General features: G+C 59.4%; 17 protein-coding genes. 6 read left to right on the top strand and 11 right to left on the bottom strand.

Going from position 1 to position 20,310, the window contains the following annotated elements; genetic code table 11:
• Positions 1-18: 18 nt before the first annotated feature.
• From ACWR1S_RS20750 to yaaA, 6 genes are all read right to left on the bottom strand, one after another.
• The gene (locus ACWR1S_RS20750) at positions 19-1,500 is read right to left on the bottom strand and encodes an alginate export family protein (RefSeq protein WP_141128925.1); all 1,482 of its coding nucleotides are present in this window, start codon (positions 1,498-1,500) and stop codon (positions 19-21) included.
• Positions 1,497-3,008 (bottom strand): alginate biosynthesis TPR repeat lipoprotein AlgK, encoded by a 1,512-nt coding sequence (gene algK, locus ACWR1S_RS20745; RefSeq protein ID WP_454564791.1) that lies wholly within the window; start codon positions 3,006-3,008, stop codon positions 1,497-1,499. Before algK ends, ACWR1S_RS20750 begins: the two co-directional genes overlap by 4 nt.
• A gap of 9 nt (positions 3,009-3,017) precedes the next feature.
• Positions 3,018-4,187, bottom strand: coding sequence for a PilZ domain-containing protein (locus tag ACWR1S_RS20740; RefSeq protein WP_454564790.1), 1,170 nt, complete (start codon positions 4,185-4,187; stop codon positions 3,018-3,020).
• A gap of 35 nt (positions 4,188-4,222) precedes the next feature.
• Positions 4,223-5,704 carry a mannuronan synthase gene (gene alg8 / locus ACWR1S_RS20735; protein WP_454564789.1) on the bottom strand — a complete coding sequence of 494 codons (1,482 nt, stop codon included), beginning with the start codon at positions 5,702-5,704 and terminating at the stop codon, positions 4,223-4,225.
• Positions 5,705-5,882: 178 nt separating this feature from the next.
• Positions 5,883-7,199 (bottom strand): nucleotide sugar dehydrogenase, encoded by a 1,317-nt coding sequence (locus tag ACWR1S_RS20730; RefSeq protein ID WP_008087506.1) that lies wholly within the window; start codon positions 7,197-7,199, stop codon positions 5,883-5,885.
• 810 nt (positions 7,200-8,009) lie between these two features.
• Entirely contained in the window at positions 8,010-8,789 is a 780-nt protein-coding gene (yaaA, locus tag ACWR1S_RS20725) for a peroxide stress protein YaaA (RefSeq protein ID WP_454564788.1), read from the bottom strand.
• Between the two features lie 321 nt (positions 8,790-9,110).
• Here yaaA and ACWR1S_RS20720 point away from each other — a divergent pair, with 321 nt between their 5' ends.
• The 6 genes from ACWR1S_RS20720 (at position 9,111) to ACWR1S_RS20695 (ending at position 14,451) form a co-directional block, all read left to right on the top strand.
• Positions 9,111-10,235 carry a polysaccharide deacetylase family protein gene (locus ACWR1S_RS20720; RefSeq protein ID WP_454564787.1) on the top strand — a complete coding sequence of 375 codons (1,125 nt, stop codon included), beginning with the start codon at positions 9,111-9,113 and terminating at the stop codon, positions 10,233-10,235.
• 337 nt (positions 10,236-10,572) lie between these two features.
• On the top strand, positions 10,573-11,967 hold the full coding sequence (locus tag ACWR1S_RS20715) for a PhoH family protein (RefSeq protein WP_053117311.1): 1,395 nt from the start codon (positions 10,573-10,575) through the stop codon (positions 11,965-11,967).
• Between the two features lie 242 nt (positions 11,968-12,209).
• On the top strand, positions 12,210-12,683 hold the full coding sequence (gene moaC, locus ACWR1S_RS20710; protein WP_454564786.1) for a cyclic pyranopterin monophosphate synthase MoaC: 474 nt from the start codon (positions 12,210-12,212) through the stop codon (positions 12,681-12,683).
• The gene (locus ACWR1S_RS20705) at positions 12,680-12,934 is read left to right on the top strand and encodes a MoaD/ThiS family protein (RefSeq protein ID WP_454564785.1); all 255 of its coding nucleotides are present in this window, start codon (positions 12,680-12,682) and stop codon (positions 12,932-12,934) included. Before moaC ends, ACWR1S_RS20705 begins: the two co-directional genes overlap by 4 nt.
• Before the next feature lie 3 nt (positions 12,935-12,937).
• Entirely contained in the window at positions 12,938-13,390 is a 453-nt protein-coding gene (gene moaE / locus ACWR1S_RS20700) for a molybdopterin synthase catalytic subunit MoaE (RefSeq protein WP_454564784.1), read from the top strand.
• A 284-nt stretch (positions 13,391-13,674) separates the two neighbouring features.
• Positions 13,675-14,451, top strand: a complete 777-nt coding sequence (locus ACWR1S_RS20695) for an ABC transporter substrate-binding protein (protein WP_454564783.1) — start codon at positions 13,675-13,677, stop codon at positions 14,449-14,451.
• A 101-nt stretch (positions 14,452-14,552) separates the two neighbouring features.
• Here ACWR1S_RS20695 and ACWR1S_RS20690 read toward each other — a convergent pair whose 3' ends face one another.
• From ACWR1S_RS20690 to ACWR1S_RS20670, 5 genes are all read right to left on the bottom strand, one after another.
• Positions 14,553-15,179: a helix-turn-helix transcriptional regulator gene (locus ACWR1S_RS20690; RefSeq protein WP_454564782.1), complete on the bottom strand. Its 627-nt coding sequence runs from the start codon at positions 15,177-15,179 to the stop codon at positions 14,553-14,555.
• A gap of 93 nt (positions 15,180-15,272) precedes the next feature.
• Positions 15,273-16,400 (bottom strand): NAD(P)/FAD-dependent oxidoreductase, encoded by a 1,128-nt coding sequence (locus tag ACWR1S_RS20685; protein ID WP_454564781.1) that lies wholly within the window; start codon positions 16,398-16,400, stop codon positions 15,273-15,275.
• 150 nt (positions 16,401-16,550) lie between these two features.
• Positions 16,551-17,495, bottom strand: coding sequence for an ornithine cyclodeaminase family protein (locus ACWR1S_RS20680; RefSeq protein ID WP_454564780.1), 945 nt, complete (start codon positions 17,493-17,495; stop codon positions 16,551-16,553).
• A 135-nt stretch (positions 17,496-17,630) separates the two neighbouring features.
• Positions 17,631-19,109 (bottom strand): ATP-dependent RNA helicase RhlB, encoded by a 1,479-nt coding sequence (rhlB, locus tag ACWR1S_RS20675; protein ID WP_454564779.1) that lies wholly within the window; start codon positions 19,107-19,109, stop codon positions 17,631-17,633.
• 97 nt (positions 19,110-19,206) lie between these two features.
• Positions 19,207-19,863 carry an alpha/beta hydrolase gene (locus ACWR1S_RS20670; protein ID WP_454564778.1) on the bottom strand — a complete coding sequence of 219 codons (657 nt, stop codon included), beginning with the start codon at positions 19,861-19,863 and terminating at the stop codon, positions 19,207-19,209.
• Between the last annotated feature and the right edge of the window lie 447 nt (positions 19,864-20,310).

Genomic DNA, 20,310 nt, shown 5'->3' with positions numbered 1-20,310 from the left:
CTCCCTTGGCGGTTTGCATCAGAAGCGCCAGATCACGTCGATGAACGCGCGGTGCATGTACGAATCAACCTGCTTGCCGTAGGCATCGCCCGGTTTGAACACACCGCCACGGAAGCGCACGAGGGCCGATGGCTCGTCGATCGACTGGCTCAACGCCGCCGGCAACAGGCCTTGCTTGAAGTACTTGGTGACGACCAGGTCCATCTCCTGACCCAGATCCTTGTTGCCGTCTTCAAGCGGCAGCGAAGTGCTGGAGAGGATCGCGCCGGTGGCGTCGTCGGTGTTGTTTTCCACGGCGTTGATGCCGTTGCTGCCCACCGGCTTGTTGCCGTCGACACGCCAGAACTTGTGGTAGATCAGGCTGGCGTCGTACTCGTCGTTGACCATCCACGAACCGAATAGCGTCGCGGTCTGCATGTTGTTCATTTCGCCACGGAACGCTTCGCCGAAACGGTGCACACGCGAGCGCGTACCGGTGTAGTTGGAGCGGTTACTTTCCAGACCGTTCTGCTCGTAATCGGCGCTGGCACGGGCATAGGCACCGCCGACCTGCCATTGCGGATCGAGGCGCAGGCGCACACCGATGTCGGTGGCCCAACCGTTAACGTCATCGCTGCGCTTGGCTTGCGCCGGGCGCGAACCATCGGCGTTCAGCGCGTTGACCGTGTCGCGGTCACCGCTCATGCCGGTGATGCTGCCCCAGTAGTTGACGGTGTTGGTGTTGCGCCAGTTATAGGCGTCGCTGTCGGCGGTCAGGCCGAGCCAGCTGATGTCGCCGTTCTCGGTCTTGTCCAGCGAGTCGCGCGGCACGCCAGGTTCGGCGTAATCGAGTTTGCCGTCATCGTGGGTGTGATGACCGCGAATGCCGACCCAGTTGCCCGGCGTCCACTGATAGGCCGCATCGGCGTAAGCATGCAGGCGATCCTTGTCTTTCGGCGCCAGCTCTTTCAAGTCGGTGCGGTATTCGCTGAAGCGTTCGGCAACACCGGCGTTGGCGCGCAACAGGGTGGTGTCGAAGGTCCAGTTCAGCGCTTCGATGTTGGTGTCACGCCATTGGCCGTCGTCATTGCGCAGGCGCTGGCGACCGAACTTGAGCATCTCGCCTGGGTACGGGGTGAGGCCGCTGTAGCCGACCCAGAACTCGCGCATCGCCAAGTAGTTTTTCTTGGTTTTGCGATCACCGTTGTCGGTGGCTTGTTCACCGTCGGATTGTTGCAGGGTGTCGGTTTCGATGATGTCGGTCGAGGTCACCGCCTGGCCCATGGCGTAGGCGCTCCACGCGCCGCTTTCGCCATAGATCCAAGGACGCAGGTCGAGGCCGACACCGTTGACGTCGCCGCCCTTGGCGGTGCCGAGGTCACGGTCGTCTTCGGACTGGCCGGTGACTTTCACTTCGAGGCCGAAGTTCTTGGTTTCAGTCATCGCGGCCAGTGTCGGGCAAGACCAGATCAGCGCGAACGAAAGGCCAATACCGGCCTTCACGAATGGATTCAACTTCATAATTTTTCCTCGCCGTCTTCTTCTTGCAGGGCGTGCAGTTGCAGCGTGTTCGGGTTCAGAGCGCCACGGCTGGCTTGCTCTTGTTGCAGCAGACGTTGCGCTTCGGCCAGACGCTCGGGCGGCAGTTGCGCGGCGAGGGTGGTCGCCAGCTCATCGGCTTGCGGAGTGTTTTGTGCCTTGGCCAATTGGCTGAACACGTAGGCGTTGAGCGGGTCGGGTTTGGTGCCCTTGCCTTGGGAGAACAGCTGGGCGATGGCGAAATCGGCGCTGTTCTGGCCGTTGCGCGCAGCGGTCAGCAGGTGGTCGAGGGCTTTCTGCGGATAGACCTTGCCGAGGTAGCCACGGCGATAGATCTGGCCGAGGTAGTAGTCGGCGGCAACTTCGCGGCCAACGGCTTTCTGGAAATGTTCCTCGGCGACTTTCGCGTCGGCCGGAACCATTTTCCCTTCGTAGTAGAGCTTGCCCAGCAACAACTCTGCGCGCGGTTGGTCGGCGGCGCGGCCGTTGTCGAGGTACTTCATCATCTGGTCGACGTCGCCCAGTTCCGGGTAGTCGTAGAGCAGTTGTGCGAGGGTCACCCACGACGCCGGGTAGCCCGGAGCAATCGGTTCGAGCAGCGACTGCGCGGTTTTTTCGTCGGTCTTGCCCAGGGTCGAATCGGCCAATACACGGGCGACAGAATCGACGCGTTGTGCGGTGACGGTGCCACGGCTGTAGCCGGCCTGCATCTGCTTGATCAACTCGGCTTGCTGTTCTGGCTGGGCACGTTTCTGATAAACCGTGGCCAGTTCGACGTAGCAGATGTCGGTGGTGTTGAGCGCGGCTTTGCAGATTTTTTCCACGTCATCCAGGTGCTGGTCGTAGGTGCCCTGAGTGCGATACAGCAGCACCTGCGCCAGACCCGCTTCCGGGTAACCGGATTTGCGCCATTGATCAATCTGCTGCTGCGCGTTGATGTTCGGGAAGCTGTGCGGGTATTGCAGGTACAGCATCGCCAGCGGGATCAACGTGTTGCCTTCGCCATTGGCGGCGGCTTTTTTCAGCAGGGTTTCGGCTTCGTGATGCTCGGCTTCGGTGGAACCCGGTTTGGCCACCAGCAAGCGGCCAAGACGCGCCTGAGCACGCGGCGAAACACTGGCGGCGGCGCGGTAAGTCGCTTCGGCCTGTTTCATTTGCTCAGGGTCGCGGCTGTCGACCTGGATGTCGGCGAGGCCGACTTGCGCTTCGCTGTAACCCAGATCAGCCAGTTGCTGATAATTCTGCGCGGCGGTGGCGGTGTCGCCACGCTTGAGCGCTTCGTTGGCCAGGCGCTGATCGGGCAGGCCGGCGCAACCGGCGAGACTGACTGCCAAAGCCAATGCGCACACTGAACCCATGTGGGAGCGAGCTTGCTCGCGAAAGCGGTGTGTCAGTCGGCACTGAGGCTGAATGTCAGAATGCATTCGCGAGCAAGCTCGCTCCCACAGGGTTTGTGGTGTGCTTGAGATGGGTGGAGTAGTCACAGGCATGTCCTCGACTTAAAGACCGGCAGCCATGGCTTTGTCGATCAGCCAGTTCAGGTTCGGGCCACGGTCGCTGTTCACTTCCACCGGGCGACCGGCGAGGCTGCTGTCGAGCGGCTCGTCAGGCTTGATCTGCACGCGGATGTCGGAGGACAGGTCTTCGCTTTTCAGGCTGGTGCTGCTGACGATCTTGCCGGTGCGGGTCTTGTCTTCGCCGGCGATCTGGAAGCTCACCGGGGTGCCCGGACGCACGTCGCCGAACTGGCGATAGGAGAAGCGTGCATCAACGGTGGCCAGGGTGTTGCGCGGCACCAGTTGGAAGATCACGTCACCCTTGCTCGCGTACTGACCGTCCGCCACCAGTTGCTGGGCCACGGTGCAATCGCACGGCGAAGTCAGGGTGCCGGTCATTTGCTTGCCGAACAGTTCTTCAACCTTGGCCGGGGACAGTTGATCCTCTTCCAGATGGCCCTTGAGCACGTCGAGCATGCTGGTGCTGAAGGTCGCCAGTGGCGCGCCTTTGGCCGCGACGCCGTCGGACTTGACCAGGCTCTGCACGGTGCCGTCACGCGGCATGGTGATGTTCATCCCCGGCACGCTGACCAGACCGGCCTGCGCATGGCTGACGAAGTACATGCCGTACACCGATTTGAAAATGAAACCCGCCGCGACCAGACCGACCGCGAAGATACCGGCGCTGAAGGTCACCGCTTTCAGGCGCCCGAACGGGGTCATGCCGGAGCCGCCGTCCTTGACCTTGCGCGCTTTGGTGAAGTTGTCGCGCTGCAGGGTCGCCAGCACTTCGCCGATGCTGACGATGTCGCCGGCCAGGTGCGAAGTGATCAAGTGGCGCAGGGTGGAAATGTCCTGCTGCTCGAGGTTCTGGAACTGGCAGCCAACGCGGCCGGTCGGGCGGTCGTAGGAACGCACTTGCAGTTCAACGTCCATGGCCAGGCCGAGGTTGTCGATGACGAATTGCAGACGCGCCTTGTACACCTCGCCGATGGTCAGCGGCAGTTGCCCGGCATTGAACGCCAGACCGCCGGCAGACAGGTCGATGACCCGCGCTTCGACCGGCGTCCGGTCGGGACCGAAGAAGCGCAGTTTGGCCGGGATTTTCACGCGGGCGTGTTGGCGCTGGGCTTCGGATTCATGCACTACGTTGGCGTTGACGGCGGTATTCATAGGGGCGATTTCCTTGTTAATTCAATAGGGGCGGGTCAGACCATCATCAGCAGCACGGCGACGAAAATGCTGCCGGCGGAGAAGGTCATGGTCCGAGACGACCAAGTGTTGAACCAACGTTGAAAGCTGGCGAGATCACGGGTCAGGGATGTGGGTTGGCGCGTCCAGGATTGTTGGTCGAGGCGGAAGAACACGTAGATCTTCACCAGCGCGCCAACGATCTGGTTGTAATAAAGAATCGCTGGGTAAGCCGGGCCGATGCGGTGACCGGAGCACGACAGCAGCAGGGTCAGAATCAGGCGCGTGATGCCGATCCACAGCAGGTAAACGAGGATGAACGCGGTGCCGTATTTGAAGCTGGCGATCATCGCCACGGTCAGGCCGAGCAGCGAAGTCCACATCGATACGCGCTGGTCAAACAGCACCACCGAAGTGAAGGCGCCGAGGCGTTTCACACCCAGGCCCAGCGCACGCGAGTTCTGGCGCAGGTTGTTGCCGTACCAGCGGAACATCAGTTTGCGGCTGGCCTTGATGAAGCTCTTCTCCGGCGGGTGTTCAACGGTGTTGATCGCCGCGTCAGGCACGTAGAAGGTGTCGTAGCCCAGACGCATCAGGCTGAACCAGCTCGACTTGTCGTCGCCGGTCAAAAACTTGAATCGGCCCAGACGCCAGTGTTGCAGCGAGTCGCTTTCCACGTCGGCAATGAATTCCGGGTTGGTCACCACTGACGCTTTGAATACCGACATACGCCCGGTCATGGTCAGTACGCGTTTGGACAGGGCCATCGAGCACATGTTGATGTGGCGCTGGGCGAAACGCAGCTTGTGCCATTCGCTCATGATGTAGCCGCCGCGCACTTCGCAGAACTCGTTGGTGGTCAGGCCGCCGACGTTGCCGAACAGCTGGAACCACGGCACGGTCTTGCGCACGGTGCCTTCGCCGAGCACGGTGTCGCCGTCGATCACGGCGACCACGGCGCGGTCGTCCGGCAGGTGACGGGAGATCGCGCGGAAACCATAGGCCAGGCCATCACGTTTGCCGGTGCCGGGAATGCGCACGAAGTCGAGCTTGACGCGGTCGGGCGGATTCATCCGTGCCCACAGTGCCTTGACCAGCAGCTCATCGGACATTTCGACGATCGAGCAGACCACGGTGGTCGGCAGTTCGCAGTCGATGGCTTCGCGGATCACCGAGCTGTAGACCTGCGCGGTGGTGAGCGCGTCGATCCGGAAACTGGTGACCATCAGGAACACATGCGACGGGTCCGCCGCCTTACCCAGCTTGCGCACTTTGCGGCGCAGGTGCGGGTAAACGATGTAGAGAAAAATCATGCCGCGCACAAAGTGCGTTGCACCCATCGAGTAGCGCCAGATACCCACGGCGCCAATCAGGAAAATGAAGTCCTTCGACTCGGAGTCGAATGTGGACGTGGGCAGCATCAAGGCCAGGCCCATCAACAAACTTAGGTAAAACAGCCAACCGGCGGCCTGAAGTAGGCCGTGTTTTAGCCTGTGCATAATCTGCATCCGTCTCTATCTCGGGGCGGGCCCGATGGGGTTAAGGCAGGCTTACAAAAACTTGCAAGGACATGTAGGAGCTGCCGAAGGCTGCGATCTTTTGATCTTTCGCTTGGGATTTTGGTGTTCCCGAAAAGATCGCAGCCTCGTTTCACTCGACAGCTCCTACAGGGCTGCTTTACCAGCAGATGCCTTCGGTACGGGTGCCAGCGTCGGTGGCTTTGGCCATGAAGCCGACCAGGTCGATGACCTGTTTGCCGTGCGGCGCTTGCTGGGCCAGCGCGCGGAATTTCTCGTCGCGGTTGCCGAGGATGATCACGTCGGAGTTGTCGATCACCGAATCGAAGTCCGCGTTGAGCAGGGACGATACGTGGGGGATTTTCGACTCGATGTAGTCCTTGTTCGCGCCGTGAACACGGGCGTACTCGACGTTGCTGTCGTAGATGCTCAGGTCGTAACCCTTGCCGATCAGCATCTCGGCCAGTTCCACCAGCGGGCTCTCGCGCAGGTCGTCGGTACCGGCCTTGAAGCTCAAGCCAAGCAGGGCGACTTTGCGTTTGTCGTGGCTTTCAACGATGTCGAAAGCGTTCTGCACTTGCGATTCGTTGCTGCGCATCAGCGAGTTGAGCAGCGGTGCTTCGACGTCCAGCGAACCGGCGCGGTAGGTCAGGGCGCGCACGTCTTTCGGCAGGCAAGAACCGCCGAAGGCGAAGCCTGGGCGCATGTAGTACTGGGACAGGTTGAGGGTCTTGTCCTGGCAGACCACTTCCATCACTTCACGGCCATCGACGCCGACCGCTTTGGCGATGTTGCCGATCTCGTTGGCGAAGGTCACTTTGGTCGCGTGCCAGACGTTGCAGGTGTACTTGATCATCTCGGCGACGGCGATGTCCTTGCGGATGATCGGTGCGTCGAGTTCTTCGTACAGCGATTGCAGTACGTCGCCCGAGGCCTTGTCGAACTCGCCGATAACGGTCATCGGTGGCAGGTCGTAGTCGGCGATGGCGGTGGATTCACGCAGGAATTCCGGGTTGACCGCAACGCCGAAATCGACGCCAGCCTTTTTGCCGGAGCAGTCTTCGAGAATCGGGATTACCACGTTGGCGACAGTGCCCGGCAGAACGGTGCTGCGCACGACGATGGTGTGGCGGGTGGTTTTTTCACGCAGGACAAAACCGATCTCGCGGCACACGGCTTCGATGTAGTTCAGTTCGAGGTCGCCGTTCTTTTTGCTCGGTGTACCGACGCAGATCATCGACAGGTCAGTGTCACGAATCGCTTCGGCGAAGTTGGTCGTGCCACGCAGACGACCGGTCTGGATACCTTGTTGCAGAAGTTCGCCCAGGCCCGGTTCAACAATCGGCGACTTGCCGGCGTTGATCATGTCGATCTTGTCTTTGGCAACATCGACGCCAACTACGTCATGGCCCCGTGCAGACAGGCAACCGGCACACACTGCGCCAACGTAACCCAAACCAAATATGCTGATGCGCATCGCAATTACCTCTGTATATATCTGGCCTTAGAAGGCCGGAGTTAATGGTGTTCAGCGTTAACTAGTGCACTCGAAAGTGCGGCTTACAGGCGCCACAATGCCGTGTGCAGGCATACAAAGTTTCGAGTGTCTAAATAAGTGCACTCAAGATGTGCGCAACCAGGCCTTGTTGTTATGACGTGCCCTGTTATGCAGCCGATCTTCCTGGTGGAAGACTCTTGTGCAATCGTCTTGCGCGCTCGATGGCAGGATGAAGGTCCCGTAAATCAAGCGGTTGGGTGCTCAGGCGAGCACGTTTATAGGGGCGCGGCCATGGCCTTTGTAGGAAATATTAATGGTGCGTATCTCCTGTCCATCGTCTGTTTTGAGACTAGTTAGTCATCTAGGCAAGTTGCTGTGACAACTTGGTTACATGGCCATCTGCTCCGCGTAAGTTATCTCGTACAAACTCGGCGAGAATCGTTACCGGTGGTATGAGCTACGCATTTGGACATAGTTCCAGTCCACTCATCGCGCCATCTGAAATTTTTTGAAATATTGACAAAGATGGCACTGGTCTCAATTTGATAGCACTTTCCGTTTCGCCCTTTATTGATAGGGGCATCATTGCGCTAGATAGTTTTGTGCCACTACCGTGAAAAAAGTTACGTGCCACTACTGAAAAAAATGATCAGTGTCGAGTGAAACTAAAATTAGAAAAGACAGGGATTGTTTTCTGGCGCCATAAAAATGGCGAAATGAGGCGAGGGATTTTTGACGTCGTGCGAGCTGCACGACTCTTTATAAAAAGAGTCGTGCATTAGGCATGCTTTATTCGGGGGCGTGGTCGCGCAGAAATACCAGGTTGTCGGGTTTCGACTGTTCGGCGCTGTAGCGATAACCCTGCACATCAAACTGCTTGAGCTGGGCGGGATCGTTGATCTTTTCCTGGATCACGAAACGGCTCATCAGGCCTCGGGCTTTCTTCGCGTAGAAGCTGATGATCTTGTACTGGCCGTTTTTCTGGTCCTTGAACTCGGTGTTGATGATCCGCGCGTTCAACGCCGTGCGTTTGACTGCCGAGAAGTATTCGTTGGAAGCGAGGTTGAGCAGCACGTCGTCGCCCTGATCGGCCAGCGCTTCGTTCAGCCATTCGCTGATGCGCGTGCCCCAGAAGGCGTACAAGTCCTTGCCACGGGCGTTGGCCAGTTTGGTGCCCATTTCCAGGCGATACGGTTGCATCAGGTCGAGTGGGCGCAGCAGGCCATACAGGCCGGAAAGCATGCGCAGGTGTTTTTGCGCGTAGTCGAAGTTGGCTTCGCTGAAGGACTGTGCGTCGAGACCGGTGTAAACGTCACCCTTGAACGCGAGCAGCGCTTGCTTGGCGTTTTCTTGGGTGAACGCGGGAGTCCAGCTGCCGAAACGCGCGGCGTTGAGCCCTCCTATCTTGTCGGACACGTGCATCAGCTCGCTGATCTGCGCCGGCGTCAAGTCGCGCAGTTGCTGGATCAGCTCCTGGGAATGATCGAGGTATTGCGGCTGGGTGAAGCGCTGGGTCGCCGGCGGTGTTTCGTAATCGAGGGTCTTGGCGGGGGAAATCACCATCAGCATGAAGTCGTCTCCTTTAATCGTGGGGGCGATTCTAGGGGGTTGTCGGTGTTGACTCCAGCTATCAAGCCCATAGGTGATCGACGGCTTGGCGATGATCGTTCCCACACTCTGCGTGGGAATGCCGCCTGTGACGCTCCGCGTCACAGGCGAGCTGGACGCGGAGCGTCCGGGGAGGCGTTACCACGCAGAGCGTGGGAACGATCATCGCAATGATTCAATGGAGGCACAGGTAGGAGCTGCCGAAGGCTGCGATCTTTTGATCTTTCTTTTGATCCACCCGCGATATAGTGCCGCGCGGGTTTTGTTATGGAGACATCCCTTTTGCGCATTGTTCTTTTATTCACCGCGTGGCTGTTGAGCATCGGTGCCGTCGCGGCGCCGGGTGATGTGGCGACGCTGGATCGCAGCACCTGGCCAGAGCCGCTCAGCAATCCGACGCTGTTTGACGTCGCCTCACGGGCGGAAATCCTCATGTTTGCCCGTGGCCTGCTCGGCACCGAATCGATGGACGAAGCCGCTTTGGCTCAGCGTCTGGGCCTGCGCACGGTCAACATCGATGCGGTCAACAGCCTGCGCCAACGCCTCTGGCAGCGCCTGTTGGCCAACTACAACTACGCCCAGCAAAGCTGCGATCAGGACGCCTCGTTCTGCTTCCTCGTCGAAGACCTGCCGACCCTGCGCGAGCAGGCCGCGAAGTTCGTGGTCAGCGACGACAGCTATTACACCAAGTGGGCCGAGCCGAGCCGGATCTTTCATCTGCAGTATCTCGACGAGCTAATGCGCAAGGCTGCGCTATCGCCGCAGACCAGCAACGAATTCGATCGTTTCGGCGACTACGAGCGCAATGGCGACGAGATGCACGACCGGCTGTTTCTGCTGACCTTCGACAGTGCCGCCAACCTGCAGCCGGACAACACCGGCTGGCTCACCGAATACCTGCGCAAGGCAAACCTGAGCGGCACGTTCTTTGTGTTGGGCAAGGATATTCAGGCGCGGCTGGCTGATCGTTCCGTGAGCAGCCTGCAAGCCGCGTTCTCGAAACAGTGCGTCGGCGTGCAGGGCTGGGAGTTCCGCTCCCACAGCCACTGGCAGGACTGGCAGGATTCGGTGCGGCGCAGTGCTGATCTGGTGAAGAACAAATTGCCGGAAAACTATGTGCCGCTGTTCCGTCCGCCGGAAGGGCAGCGCCGCAGCGATGCGCAAGGTTTCTTCAACACCCAGGGCCTGCAAGTGGCACTGTGGGACATCGATGCCCAGGACGGCGCCGGCAAACTCAAGGGCGCGCCGAGCGCACAGCGGGTGCTGACCCTGATGCTGTTATGGCGCCACGGGGTGATCAATTTCAATACGAAGCAGGATGCGGTGAAGACCTCGTTACCGTGGCTGATCACGCAAACTGCGCAGAGCGGCATCGGTTGGGAGGACTGTCAGGACGCGTTTCGCTGAGAAAGTCTGAAAGCCCGGAAACATTGGGCTTGGGGCGAATTTTATGAAGAATTCGATGCAGGCGGACTTCCGACTTTAGCGGGGTCTGGGCAGTCCGCCAAGGGCTTTTCGTCACTCTGCAAAATAAACTTAAAAAAACCGTCAAAGTACTTTTTTATGTCATCGGTTTTGGAGTATTACGAAGACAGACCGCCGAAACCTGCAACACAGGTGGCGTCTTCCAAGACCCGTTTGTTTGCAGTCACTTGAATCTCCGCAGGTGAGATTTCGGCAGTCACTTCGAGGCGCAGCACCGCCCAGGTATTGCGTCTACTGGCTCTGACAAAGGTGACCGAGTATGGATGATCACGGACGTAGCCCTTCCTCCAACCAGCCAATCCTTTATGTACTCGATACCAACGTATTGATTCACGATCCAAATGCCCTGCTGAATTTCGAAGAACACCACGTCGCGATCCCGATGACCGTGCTTGAAGAGCTGGACAAGCTCAAGAGCGGGCATCACAGCGTTGCCGCCGAATGCCGTCAGGCCATCCGGCTGATCGACAAGACCTTGGGCGATGCTTCTCCGGAAGATGTCGAACTGGGCGTGCCGATCCAGCGCGGTAAAGGCGGGCCGAAGGGCTTGCTGTCAATTCTGATGAGCAAGCAGGCCGAATCGAACCTGATTCTGCCGGAGCATCTGAACGACAACAAAATCATCAACCAACTGATCGACCTGCACACCCGCGACCCGAAAAAGCCTGTGGTGTTGGTCACCAAAGACATCAACATGCGCCTCAAGGCGCGCGCCTGCGGTATCGCCTCCGAGGACTACAGCACCGACCAACTGGTCGATGACGTGTCCCTGTTGCCCAACGGCTACCACAACATGACCGGCTCCTTCTGGGACCGCGTGAGCAAGGTCGAAACCCGTCAGGATCACGGCCGCACCTGGCACCAGGTACAACTGATCGACAACCTGCCGGCCGTGCACATCAACGAGTTCATCATTGATGAACAGGGCTTCGTCGGCTGGATCAAGGAGATTGAAGAAGACCGCCTGTTGATTCTCGATCTGCATCAGGAACCGCTGCTGCACCAGGAAGCGTGGGGGCTGAAACCGCGCGACATCTATCAAAGTCTGGCGCTGTACGCGCTGCTCGATCCGGACATTCATCTGGTCAACCTGTCGGGCGCGGCAGGCTCCGGTAAAACCATTCTGGCGCTGGCCGCTGCGATCGAGCAGACCATGGTCAGCAAACGTTATCGCCGCATCATTGCCACCCGCAGCGTGCAGGGTCTCGACCAAGAGATCGGTTTCCTGCCCGGCACCGAAGCAGAAAAAATGGAGCCTTGGCTGGGCGCCATCACCGACAACCTCGAAGCCTTGCACATGGATGACGAAAACACCCATGGCAGCGTCGACTACATCCTCAGCAAAGTGCCGTTGCAGTTCAAATCGCTCAACTACATTCGTGGTCGCAGCTTCCAGCAGAGCCTGATCCTGATCGACGAATGCCAGAACCTCACGCCGCACCAGATGAAAACCATCATCACCCGTGCCGGCGCCGGTTCGAAAGTGGTGTGCCTGGGCAACCTCGCACAGATCGACACCCCTTACCTGTCCGCGACCAGCTCCGGGCTGACCTACCTGACCGAACGCTTCAAGGATTTCCCCAACGGTGTGCACATCACCCTGCAAGGGGTGCCTCGCTCGATTCTGGCTGAATACGCTGAAACGCATTTGTAACCTTCTCTCACCCAAAACCGGGCGGCCCAACAGCCGCCCGGTTTTTTATGCCTGGACACAAAACCCAATGTGGGAGCGAGCTTGCTCGCGAATGCGGTATGCCAGTCACCATAGATGTAGCCTGATGCACCGCCTTCGCGAGCAAGCTCGCTCCCACAGGGTGCAACGGTGATTTCATAATCAATGATGCGGAAATTTGACCCGCAGGTTTACAATCCCCGCTCCTGATCAGGAGTAATCCCGTGCTGACTCATCTCGATTCCCAAGGTCGCGCCAACATGGTCGACGTCACCGAAAAAGCCGTGACGTTCCGTGAAGCGACGGCCCAGGCGCTGGTGCGCATGCTCCCCGCAACGTTGCAGATGATCGTCAGCGGCGGCCATCCCAAGGGTGACGTGTTCGCCGTGGCGCGCATTGCCGGCATTCAAGCGGCGAAGAAAACCAGCGATCTGATTCCCCTGTGCCACCCGTTGATGCTCACCGGCGTCAAAGTCGAGCTGAGCGCGGATGGCGACGACACCGTGCGCATCGTCGCTCGCTGCAAACTCTCCGGGCAGACCGGTGTGGAAATGGAAGCATTGACCGCCGCCAGCGTTGCCGCCCTGACGATTTATGACATGTGCAAAGCCGTCGACCGCGGCATGATCATCGAAAGCGTGCGCCTGCTGGAGAAAGTCGGCGGCAAGAGCGGGCACTTTCAGGCGGAGCAGCCATGAACCTGACCGTGAAGTTCTTTGCCCGCTACCGTGAAGCGCTGGGCGTGGATTCGATAAAGGTCGAAGGTGATTTCGCCACCGTCGATGATGTGCGTGCACATGTTCTTCAAATGCAGATGCAACGTGACGGCGCCGAGGTGCTGAGCGAGCAGAACCTGATGTGCGCGCGCAATGAAGACCTCTGCCAGCTCGACGAGCCAGTGGTCGATGGCGACGAAGTGGCGTTTTTCCCCACCGTGACCGGGGGCTGAGCCATGGCGATTCGCGTGCAGGTCACGCCGTTTGATCCGGGCGCGGAAGTCAACGCGATGCACGCGGCCAATGTCGGCGTCGGCGCGGTGGTGAGTTTTGTCGGCTACGTGCGCGACTTCAACGACGGCCTCGATGTGGCGGGGATGTTCCTGGAACACTATCCGGGCATGACCGAGAAGGCGCTGGGCAAAATTGCCGTCGAAGCCGAGCAGCGCTGGCCGCTGTTGAAACTGGAAGTGCTGCATCGCATCGGTGCACTGGAACCGGGCGAGCCGATCGTGTTTGTCGGCGCCGCCAGCGCCCATCGCCAGGCCGCGTTCGATGCCTGTGCCTTCGTCATGGACTACCTGAAAACCCGTGCACCGTTCTGGAAGAAAGAAAACACCAGCGATGGGCCGCGTTGGGTTGAAGGGCGGGACAGTGATCATGCAGCGGCGGATCGCTGGAAGAAGTAAATTCTCTAGCGCCCTTCAGTAAGCCTTCGCGAGCAAGCTCGCTCCCACATGGGACCTGTGTCGTGCACAAATCCAATGTGGGAGCGAGCTTGCTCGCGAAGGGGCCATCTGCAACACCAAAAACCTCGCAGACACTCTCTTCTCCCTGATTGACGACTTGTACCTATGAGTCCAATATGGATTTCCAAGTACAAAAAAGCTTCAGTCTTGCCGCTCGTAGCTCCCCGCTAGCAGCTGCTCTTCTTCATCTTGCCAAACCAACAACAACCCGCGAGAGAATGAACATGAAGAAACTCCCCCTCATCACCGGTCTGGCCCTCAGCCTGTTGGCCGCCACCAGCGTGTTCGCCGCCGAGCAAACCCTGCGCATCGGTATCGAAGCCGCATACCCGCCATTCGCCTCGAAAACCGACAAGGGCGAGATCGTCGGTTTCGACTATGACATCGGCAATGCGCTGTGCGCGCAGATGAAGGTCAAGTGCGTGTGGGTCGAAGGTGAGTTCGACGGTCTGATTCCTTCGCTGAAAGTGAAGAAGATCGACATGGCGCTGTCGTCGATGACCATCAACGAAGACCGCAAGAAGTCGGTGGATTTCACCCACAAGTACTACTTCACCTCGTCGCGGCTGGTGATGAAAGAAGGCGCAACGGTTGATGATCAATACGCCAGCCTCAAGGGCAAGAACGTCGGCGTTCAGCGTGCAACGACTACTGATCGTTATGCCACCGAGGTATTCGAACCCAAGGGCATCAACGTCAAGCGCTACAGCAATAACGAAGAGATCTACATGGACCTGGCGGCAGGGCGGCTGGATGCGATTTTTGCCGACACCATTCCATTGAATGATTTTTTGTCGATGCCGCGTGGCAAGGGATATGCGTTTGTCGGGCCTGAATTGAAGGATCCGAAGTACGTCGGAGAGGGTGCGGGGATTGCAGTGCGCAAGGGTAATGCCGAACTGGTCAGCCAGTTGAATGGCGCCATTGATGGCATTCGCGCGAGTGGCGAGTACCAGAAGATTTCCGAGAAGTATTTCAAGTCCGATATCTACGGCGACTGATAGTCCGCTATCGCGAGCAGGCTCACTCCTACATTTGGAATGCGTTCCCCTTGTAGGAGTGAGCCTGCTCGCGATGACGTCAGAGAAATCACCGCAAATCTCTAGCCCTTCAATTCCTTCAAATGCTTGTACACCGTCGCCCGCCCCATGTTCAGCACATTGGCCACATAGTTCGAGGCGCTCTTGCCCTTGAACGCGCCTTCGGCGTGCAGCGCCAGCACCAGTTCACGTTTGTGATCGCGGGTCAGCACATTCAGGCTCAATTGGCGTTCACGCAGCCAGGCGTGGAGGAAGGTGTTGATGCGCTCCTGCCAGTCATCGCGAAACAGTGAGTCCGGCTGCGGGATCAGTTTGCTCGGCGACAGAAACAGGTCCAGCGCCGCCTTGGCGTTCTCGAACAGCGAAATATTCAGATTGATGCACAGCACCGCCAGCGGCAGGCCTTCACTGTCGCGCAGGACGCTGCTCAGGCTGCGGATCTTCTGGCCATCCCAATTGAGCTTTTCGTACGGGCCGATATTGCGGTCGCTGACATCCTCGCTGAGCATGTCTTCCAATGACGAGTCGTCACCGATCTCACGCTTGGACAGGTTGTTGGCGATGTAATCGACCTTCTGCGTGCGCAGGTCGTGCAGCACTACTTCGGCGTGGGGAAAGAACAGCGTGGCGATGGCGTCGGCGACGGCGCGGAAGTTATCCAGCGCCGGGTCGAATTCAGGGGCAGTCATGACAGTGGAGCTCCAGGCAGCGTCAACGCCCCCTTGATCAGGAGGCGTTGCGAGTGTGCCGCAATCTGTTGGGCGCGTCATCCGCAGGGACGATCAGGCGAGGCGGGCAGGGGAGAGCATGGCGGCGCTCAAGCCGTACTGATGCAACTGTTCGGGCAGCGGCTGACCGCGCACCAATGCCGCGCTGGCCTGGCCCATCGCCGGCGAAGTCTGGATACCGTAACCCCCTTGGGCTGCCACCCAGAACAGCCCCGATACCTGCGGATCGAAGCCGCTGAGCAAATCACCGTCGGCGACAAAACTGCGCAGCCCGGCCCAGGTGCGGGTCGGGCGGCGGATGGTCAGCGTGGTGGCCTCTTCGATCTGGTAAATGCCCATGGCGATGTCCAGTTCTTCCGGCTGCACGTCGTGGGGCTCGACCGGGTCGGCGTTGGCCGGCGAGCCGAGGAACATGCCGGCGTCAGGCTTCATATAGAAGGATTCGTCGAGGCTGACCAGCATCGGCCAGTGATGAATGTCGACGCCTTCGGGGCCGGCGAAGATGAAGGCGGCGCGGCGTTTTGGTTGCAAGCCCAGTGGCCTGGCGCCGGCCAGTGCGCCGATCTTGTCGGCCCAGGCGCCGGCGGCGTTGATGATCACCGGTGCGCTGAAGGATTGGCCGTTGGTCTGCACGTGCCAGAGGCCATTGACGTCACGGCTCAGACCAAGCACTTCGCAATCGGTGTGGACTTCGCCGTTGTTGCGCCGGATACCGCGCAGGTAGCCTTGATGCAGAGCATCGGTGTCGATGTCGCTGGCGCTCGGGTCGTAGATCGCGCCGTGGACTTTTTCCCGGCGCAGGATCGGCAGCCGCGCGCAGGCTTCGTCGGCAGTGAGCAACTGCATTTCTGGCACGGTTGCTTTGGCGCTGAGGTATTGGTTGTTGAGTTCGGCAGCGTCACCGGTGAAATCCACGGTCATTTCGCCGCGTGGGGTCAACAGCGGGTGTTCGCAGAAACCGCTGGGCGGGTTGTCGAAAAACGCCCGGCTGGCCTGGGTCAGTGCGCGCACTTGCGGTGTGCCGTAAGCGGCGGTGAACAGCGCGGCGGAGCGCCCGGTGGAGTGATAGGCCGGGTGGGATTCACGTTCGAGCACGATGACTTTGCCGTGCGGCGACAGCCAGAAACCGCTGGAAGCGCCGGCAATTCCGCCGCCGATGATGATGAAATCTGCCTGGCTCATGAAGGTCTCCAGTAGGTACGCATAATCCAAGAGTTCGCTATCCCCTGTAGGAGTGAGCCTGCTCGCGATAGCGGTTTACCAGCCAACAATAATGCTGAATGTAAGATCGCTATCGCGAGCAGGCTCACTCCTACAGGGGGATTTGTGGTGTTAGTGGGTTAAGTGAAAAACCGCATTGGCCAGGGCAATGTCTTCCAGGCCAAGGCCGATTGAACGGAAGAACACGTGACGGTCGTAACCCGGGCGCTGGACTTTTTCGCTGAGCAGGTCGGCGAGGTCGCCAACAATCGAATCCTGGCTCCAGCCATGCTGTTCACTGGCGATCAACATCTCACCTGCCGAACCCGGCGTGGTCAGACGATAGTCGCAGAACACCTGCATGTCGTTGAGGCTCTGCGGCGGCACTTCGTGGGCGCGTGGGGCGTTGGTGCTGATCGAGGTGATCAGGGCCGGTTTGCTTAGTGCGGCGGGATCGATCACTGGCCCGGCTGACGAGGTGCACAGCATGATCACGTCAGCCTCGGCGATGGCCGCTTCACGGCTGTCAGCGATCTTCAGATTGGGCGTCATGGCTTTCAACAGTGCCCGGGTTTGAGCGTCGGCGGACAGACTTGGCGAATACACGCTGATGCTCTGCCAGTCACGCAGCGACTTCACGTAATGCAGATGCGCCTGGGCAACTTTACCGCTGCCGATGATTGCCAGTCGCGTGGCATTCAACGGCGCGAGGGCGTCGACTGCCACGGCAGTGGTCGCGGCGGTGCGTGCGGTGGTCAGTTCACCGGCATCGCAGAGCAGCAGCGGCTGGCCGGTTTTCATCGACATCAGCAGCGTCCACGCCGTGACCAGCGCGCCTTGCTCGCGAACGATATACGGCGAGGTCTTCATACCGTACACGCCGTCCTCTGCCAGCACCCCCAGATAGTTGATGAAGTCGCCGGCACCCTGTGGGAATTCCACCCGTTGCTGCGCAGGTTGCACGGCGTGCTCGGCGGCGAGGTCGCGAAACAGCTTGCGCAGGATCTGCGGCACATCGATGCGCGCCAGCAGCTCGCGGGCCCGATGCTGGTCTATCACGTAGGGTGTATTGGACATGTCAGGCTCCGGAGTCTAGATATAAACTAATTTGTCCATTATGGACTTTTAGTTTTGTCTCGCAAGCACCTGATCAAATGCCGGGCAAAAAAAAGCGCAGTCCGTCGCCGGCTGCGCTTTTCTGCTAAACGTCGCTTACTGCGGACGCTTGCGCTCAACCGCTCGCAACAGATGCGTCGGCGGCGTTTCACAGCTGATCTTGCGACCGAGCTTCTCTTCGATGGACGGCAACTGGTAGGAGTCGTCCTCACCGGCGAAGCTGATCGACACGCCATCGGCGCCAGCACGACCGGTCCGGCCGATGCGGTGTACGTAGTCGTCCGGGACTTCCGGCAGGGTGAAGTTGATCACGTGGCTGATGCCGTCGATGTGGATGCCGCGGCCGGCGACATCGGTGGCGACCAGCACGCGAATCTTGCCTTCGCGGAAACCTTCCAGGGTCTTGATGCGCTTGTGTTGCGGCACATCACCAGACAATTGCGCAGCGTTGATGCCGTCACGCACCAAACGCTCTTCGATACGACGCACTTCGTCTTTGCGGTTGGCAAACACGATCACGCGTTCCCAGCCGTTATCGTTGACCAGGTTGTAGAGCAGTTTGTATTTGTCGGCACCGGCGACCGCATAGATGTGCTGCTCGACGTTTTCGTTGGCCACGTTCTGCGACTCGATCTCGACGATCGACGGGTCGGTGGTCCACTGCTTGGCGAGGTTCATCACGTCTTCGGTGAAGGTCGCGGAGAACAGCAGGGTCTGGCGCTCGGACTTCGGCGGGGTCTGGCGAATGATCTGGCGTACTTGCGGGATGAAACCCATGTCGAGCATGCGGTCGGCTTCGTCCAGCACCATGACTTCGACCATGTCCAGGTGCACGTCGCCACGCTGGTTGAAGTCGAGCAGGCGGCCCGGGGTCGCGACGAGGATGTCGCAGTGGCGCGCTTCGAGGTGCTTGAGCTGCTTGTCGAAGTCCATGCCGCCGACGAACGTCATGACGTTGAGGCCGGTGTACTTGGTCAGGTCAGCGGCGTCTTTAGCGATCTGCACCACCAGCTCACGGGTCGGCGCGATGATCAGCGCACGGGGTTCGCCCATGTAGCGTTCTTTCGGCGGCGGCGTTTGCAGCAGCTGGGTGATGATCGAGATCAGGAACGCGGCAGTCTTGCCAGTACCGGTCTGCGCGCGGCCAATGGCGTCTTTGCCGGCGAGGGTAAAGCCCAGCACCTGCGCCTGGATCGGCGTGCAATACGGGAAGCCCAGATCCTGAATGGCATGCATCAGTTCTGGTGAAAGCTTGAAATCATGGAAGCGGGTTTTGCCTTCCTGTGGCTCGACGACGAAGTCTTCGAGTTTCCACGGAATCACCGGTGCCTTGGGCTTCGGCTCGCGGCGCGGTCTGGCCGGTTTCGGCTCTTCATTGCGCGCAGGCTCGGCGGCGATTGGCGCGGCCGGAGCGGGTTTCGTGTCTTGCTTCGGTGCTGCTACGGCAGCGGGGCGGTCGGCCTGGGGCGCATCGTTGCGATGACCGGGGGCGTGCGACGGCGCACTGGGAACTGGCGCGAGCTGCTCAGCCTCGCTTTTACCGAACATCTTCTTGAGTGCTTTGAGCACGGTCATCTCATCAATTGGTTAAGGAATGTACGCCGGCCAGTGTAATGCAAGAAACGGGCGCGGCGTAGGGGGAGGGATCAAAGGGTGGTTTTAATCTCGACGCCTAGCGCAAGCGCTCGCTCAACCAGACGCCAATGTCGCGAATCTCCGCGGGTAACACTTCGTGCTCCATTGGGTATTCCTGCCATGTCACGGTGACACCATGCTTCACCAAATGCTCATAGGCACTGCGCCCCATCGAGTTCTGCACCACGTTGTCGAACTGGCCGTGCAGGCTTATCGCGGGAATGCGCTGTTGACTGGCTGAAAGCTGCATCTCATCACTGAAGGTCGGCGCATACGTCGACAACGCCAGCACGCCGCCCAACGGCCCCTGCCATTTCACAAAAGCGGTGTGCAACACCACGGCGCCACCCTGGGAAAAACCGGCGAGGAAAATCCGCGAGGCGTCTATTCCGCTGGCGCGCTCGTTTTCGATCAATTGAATGATGCGATCCGCCGACGCTTCCAACTGCTCACGGTCAATCGCCCGCGCCGGGCTCATGGCTTTAATGTCGTACCAGCTCGGCATGGCATATCCGCCATTTATCGTCACTGGAAGAGTCGGCGCCTGCGGCAGGACGAAGCGCGTGCTCAGCAGGGTTTCCTGCAACGCCTCGGCGACCGGCAGGAAGTCGTAGCGATCGGCGCCGAGGCCGTGCAGCCAGATCACGCAGGCGTCTGCGGGCTTAACAGGCTGAAGAATCAAGGGCTCGGTCATGTTTGCTCCAAATATGTGCGTGCGCTCTCATTAAGTGCGTGATTCGAGTGCGCGTCCGGTTGATCCGTTAAGAAGATGTCGCAAGGTTACAAGTTTTGCTATTGACCTGTCGCCGAATCGATTCCGCGACAGGTGTGGTACGGGCTTTGCTATGGAAGGTTCTGTACGAAGCGTCCCACGCGTGGCGGTAACACTATCAGTGTACGACCCGCGACGGGATGGCAAAGAATCCGGTGATGGATGTTCGCCAATGGCCGCTACGGGCTCAGCGAACGTGAAAGGGCTACAGCCCGTTCGGCCGATTGGTGAGAAGTGAGTTGTCCATGATGTGGATTTTCTCCTACTAGACTCATAGCGAAGGTCTTACGTCGGTTGACCCCAAAAAAAGCCAACACGGGTCAACAACGCCTCAAAAGGGTGCGACTGGACTCAAGCTCCGACACAACA

The sequence above is a fragment of the Pseudomonas sp. AIG genome, assembly GCF_977020205.1.
The sequence above is the reverse complement of the archived record's forward strand: the minus strand, read 5'-3'. Positions and strand labels throughout refer to the sequence as shown.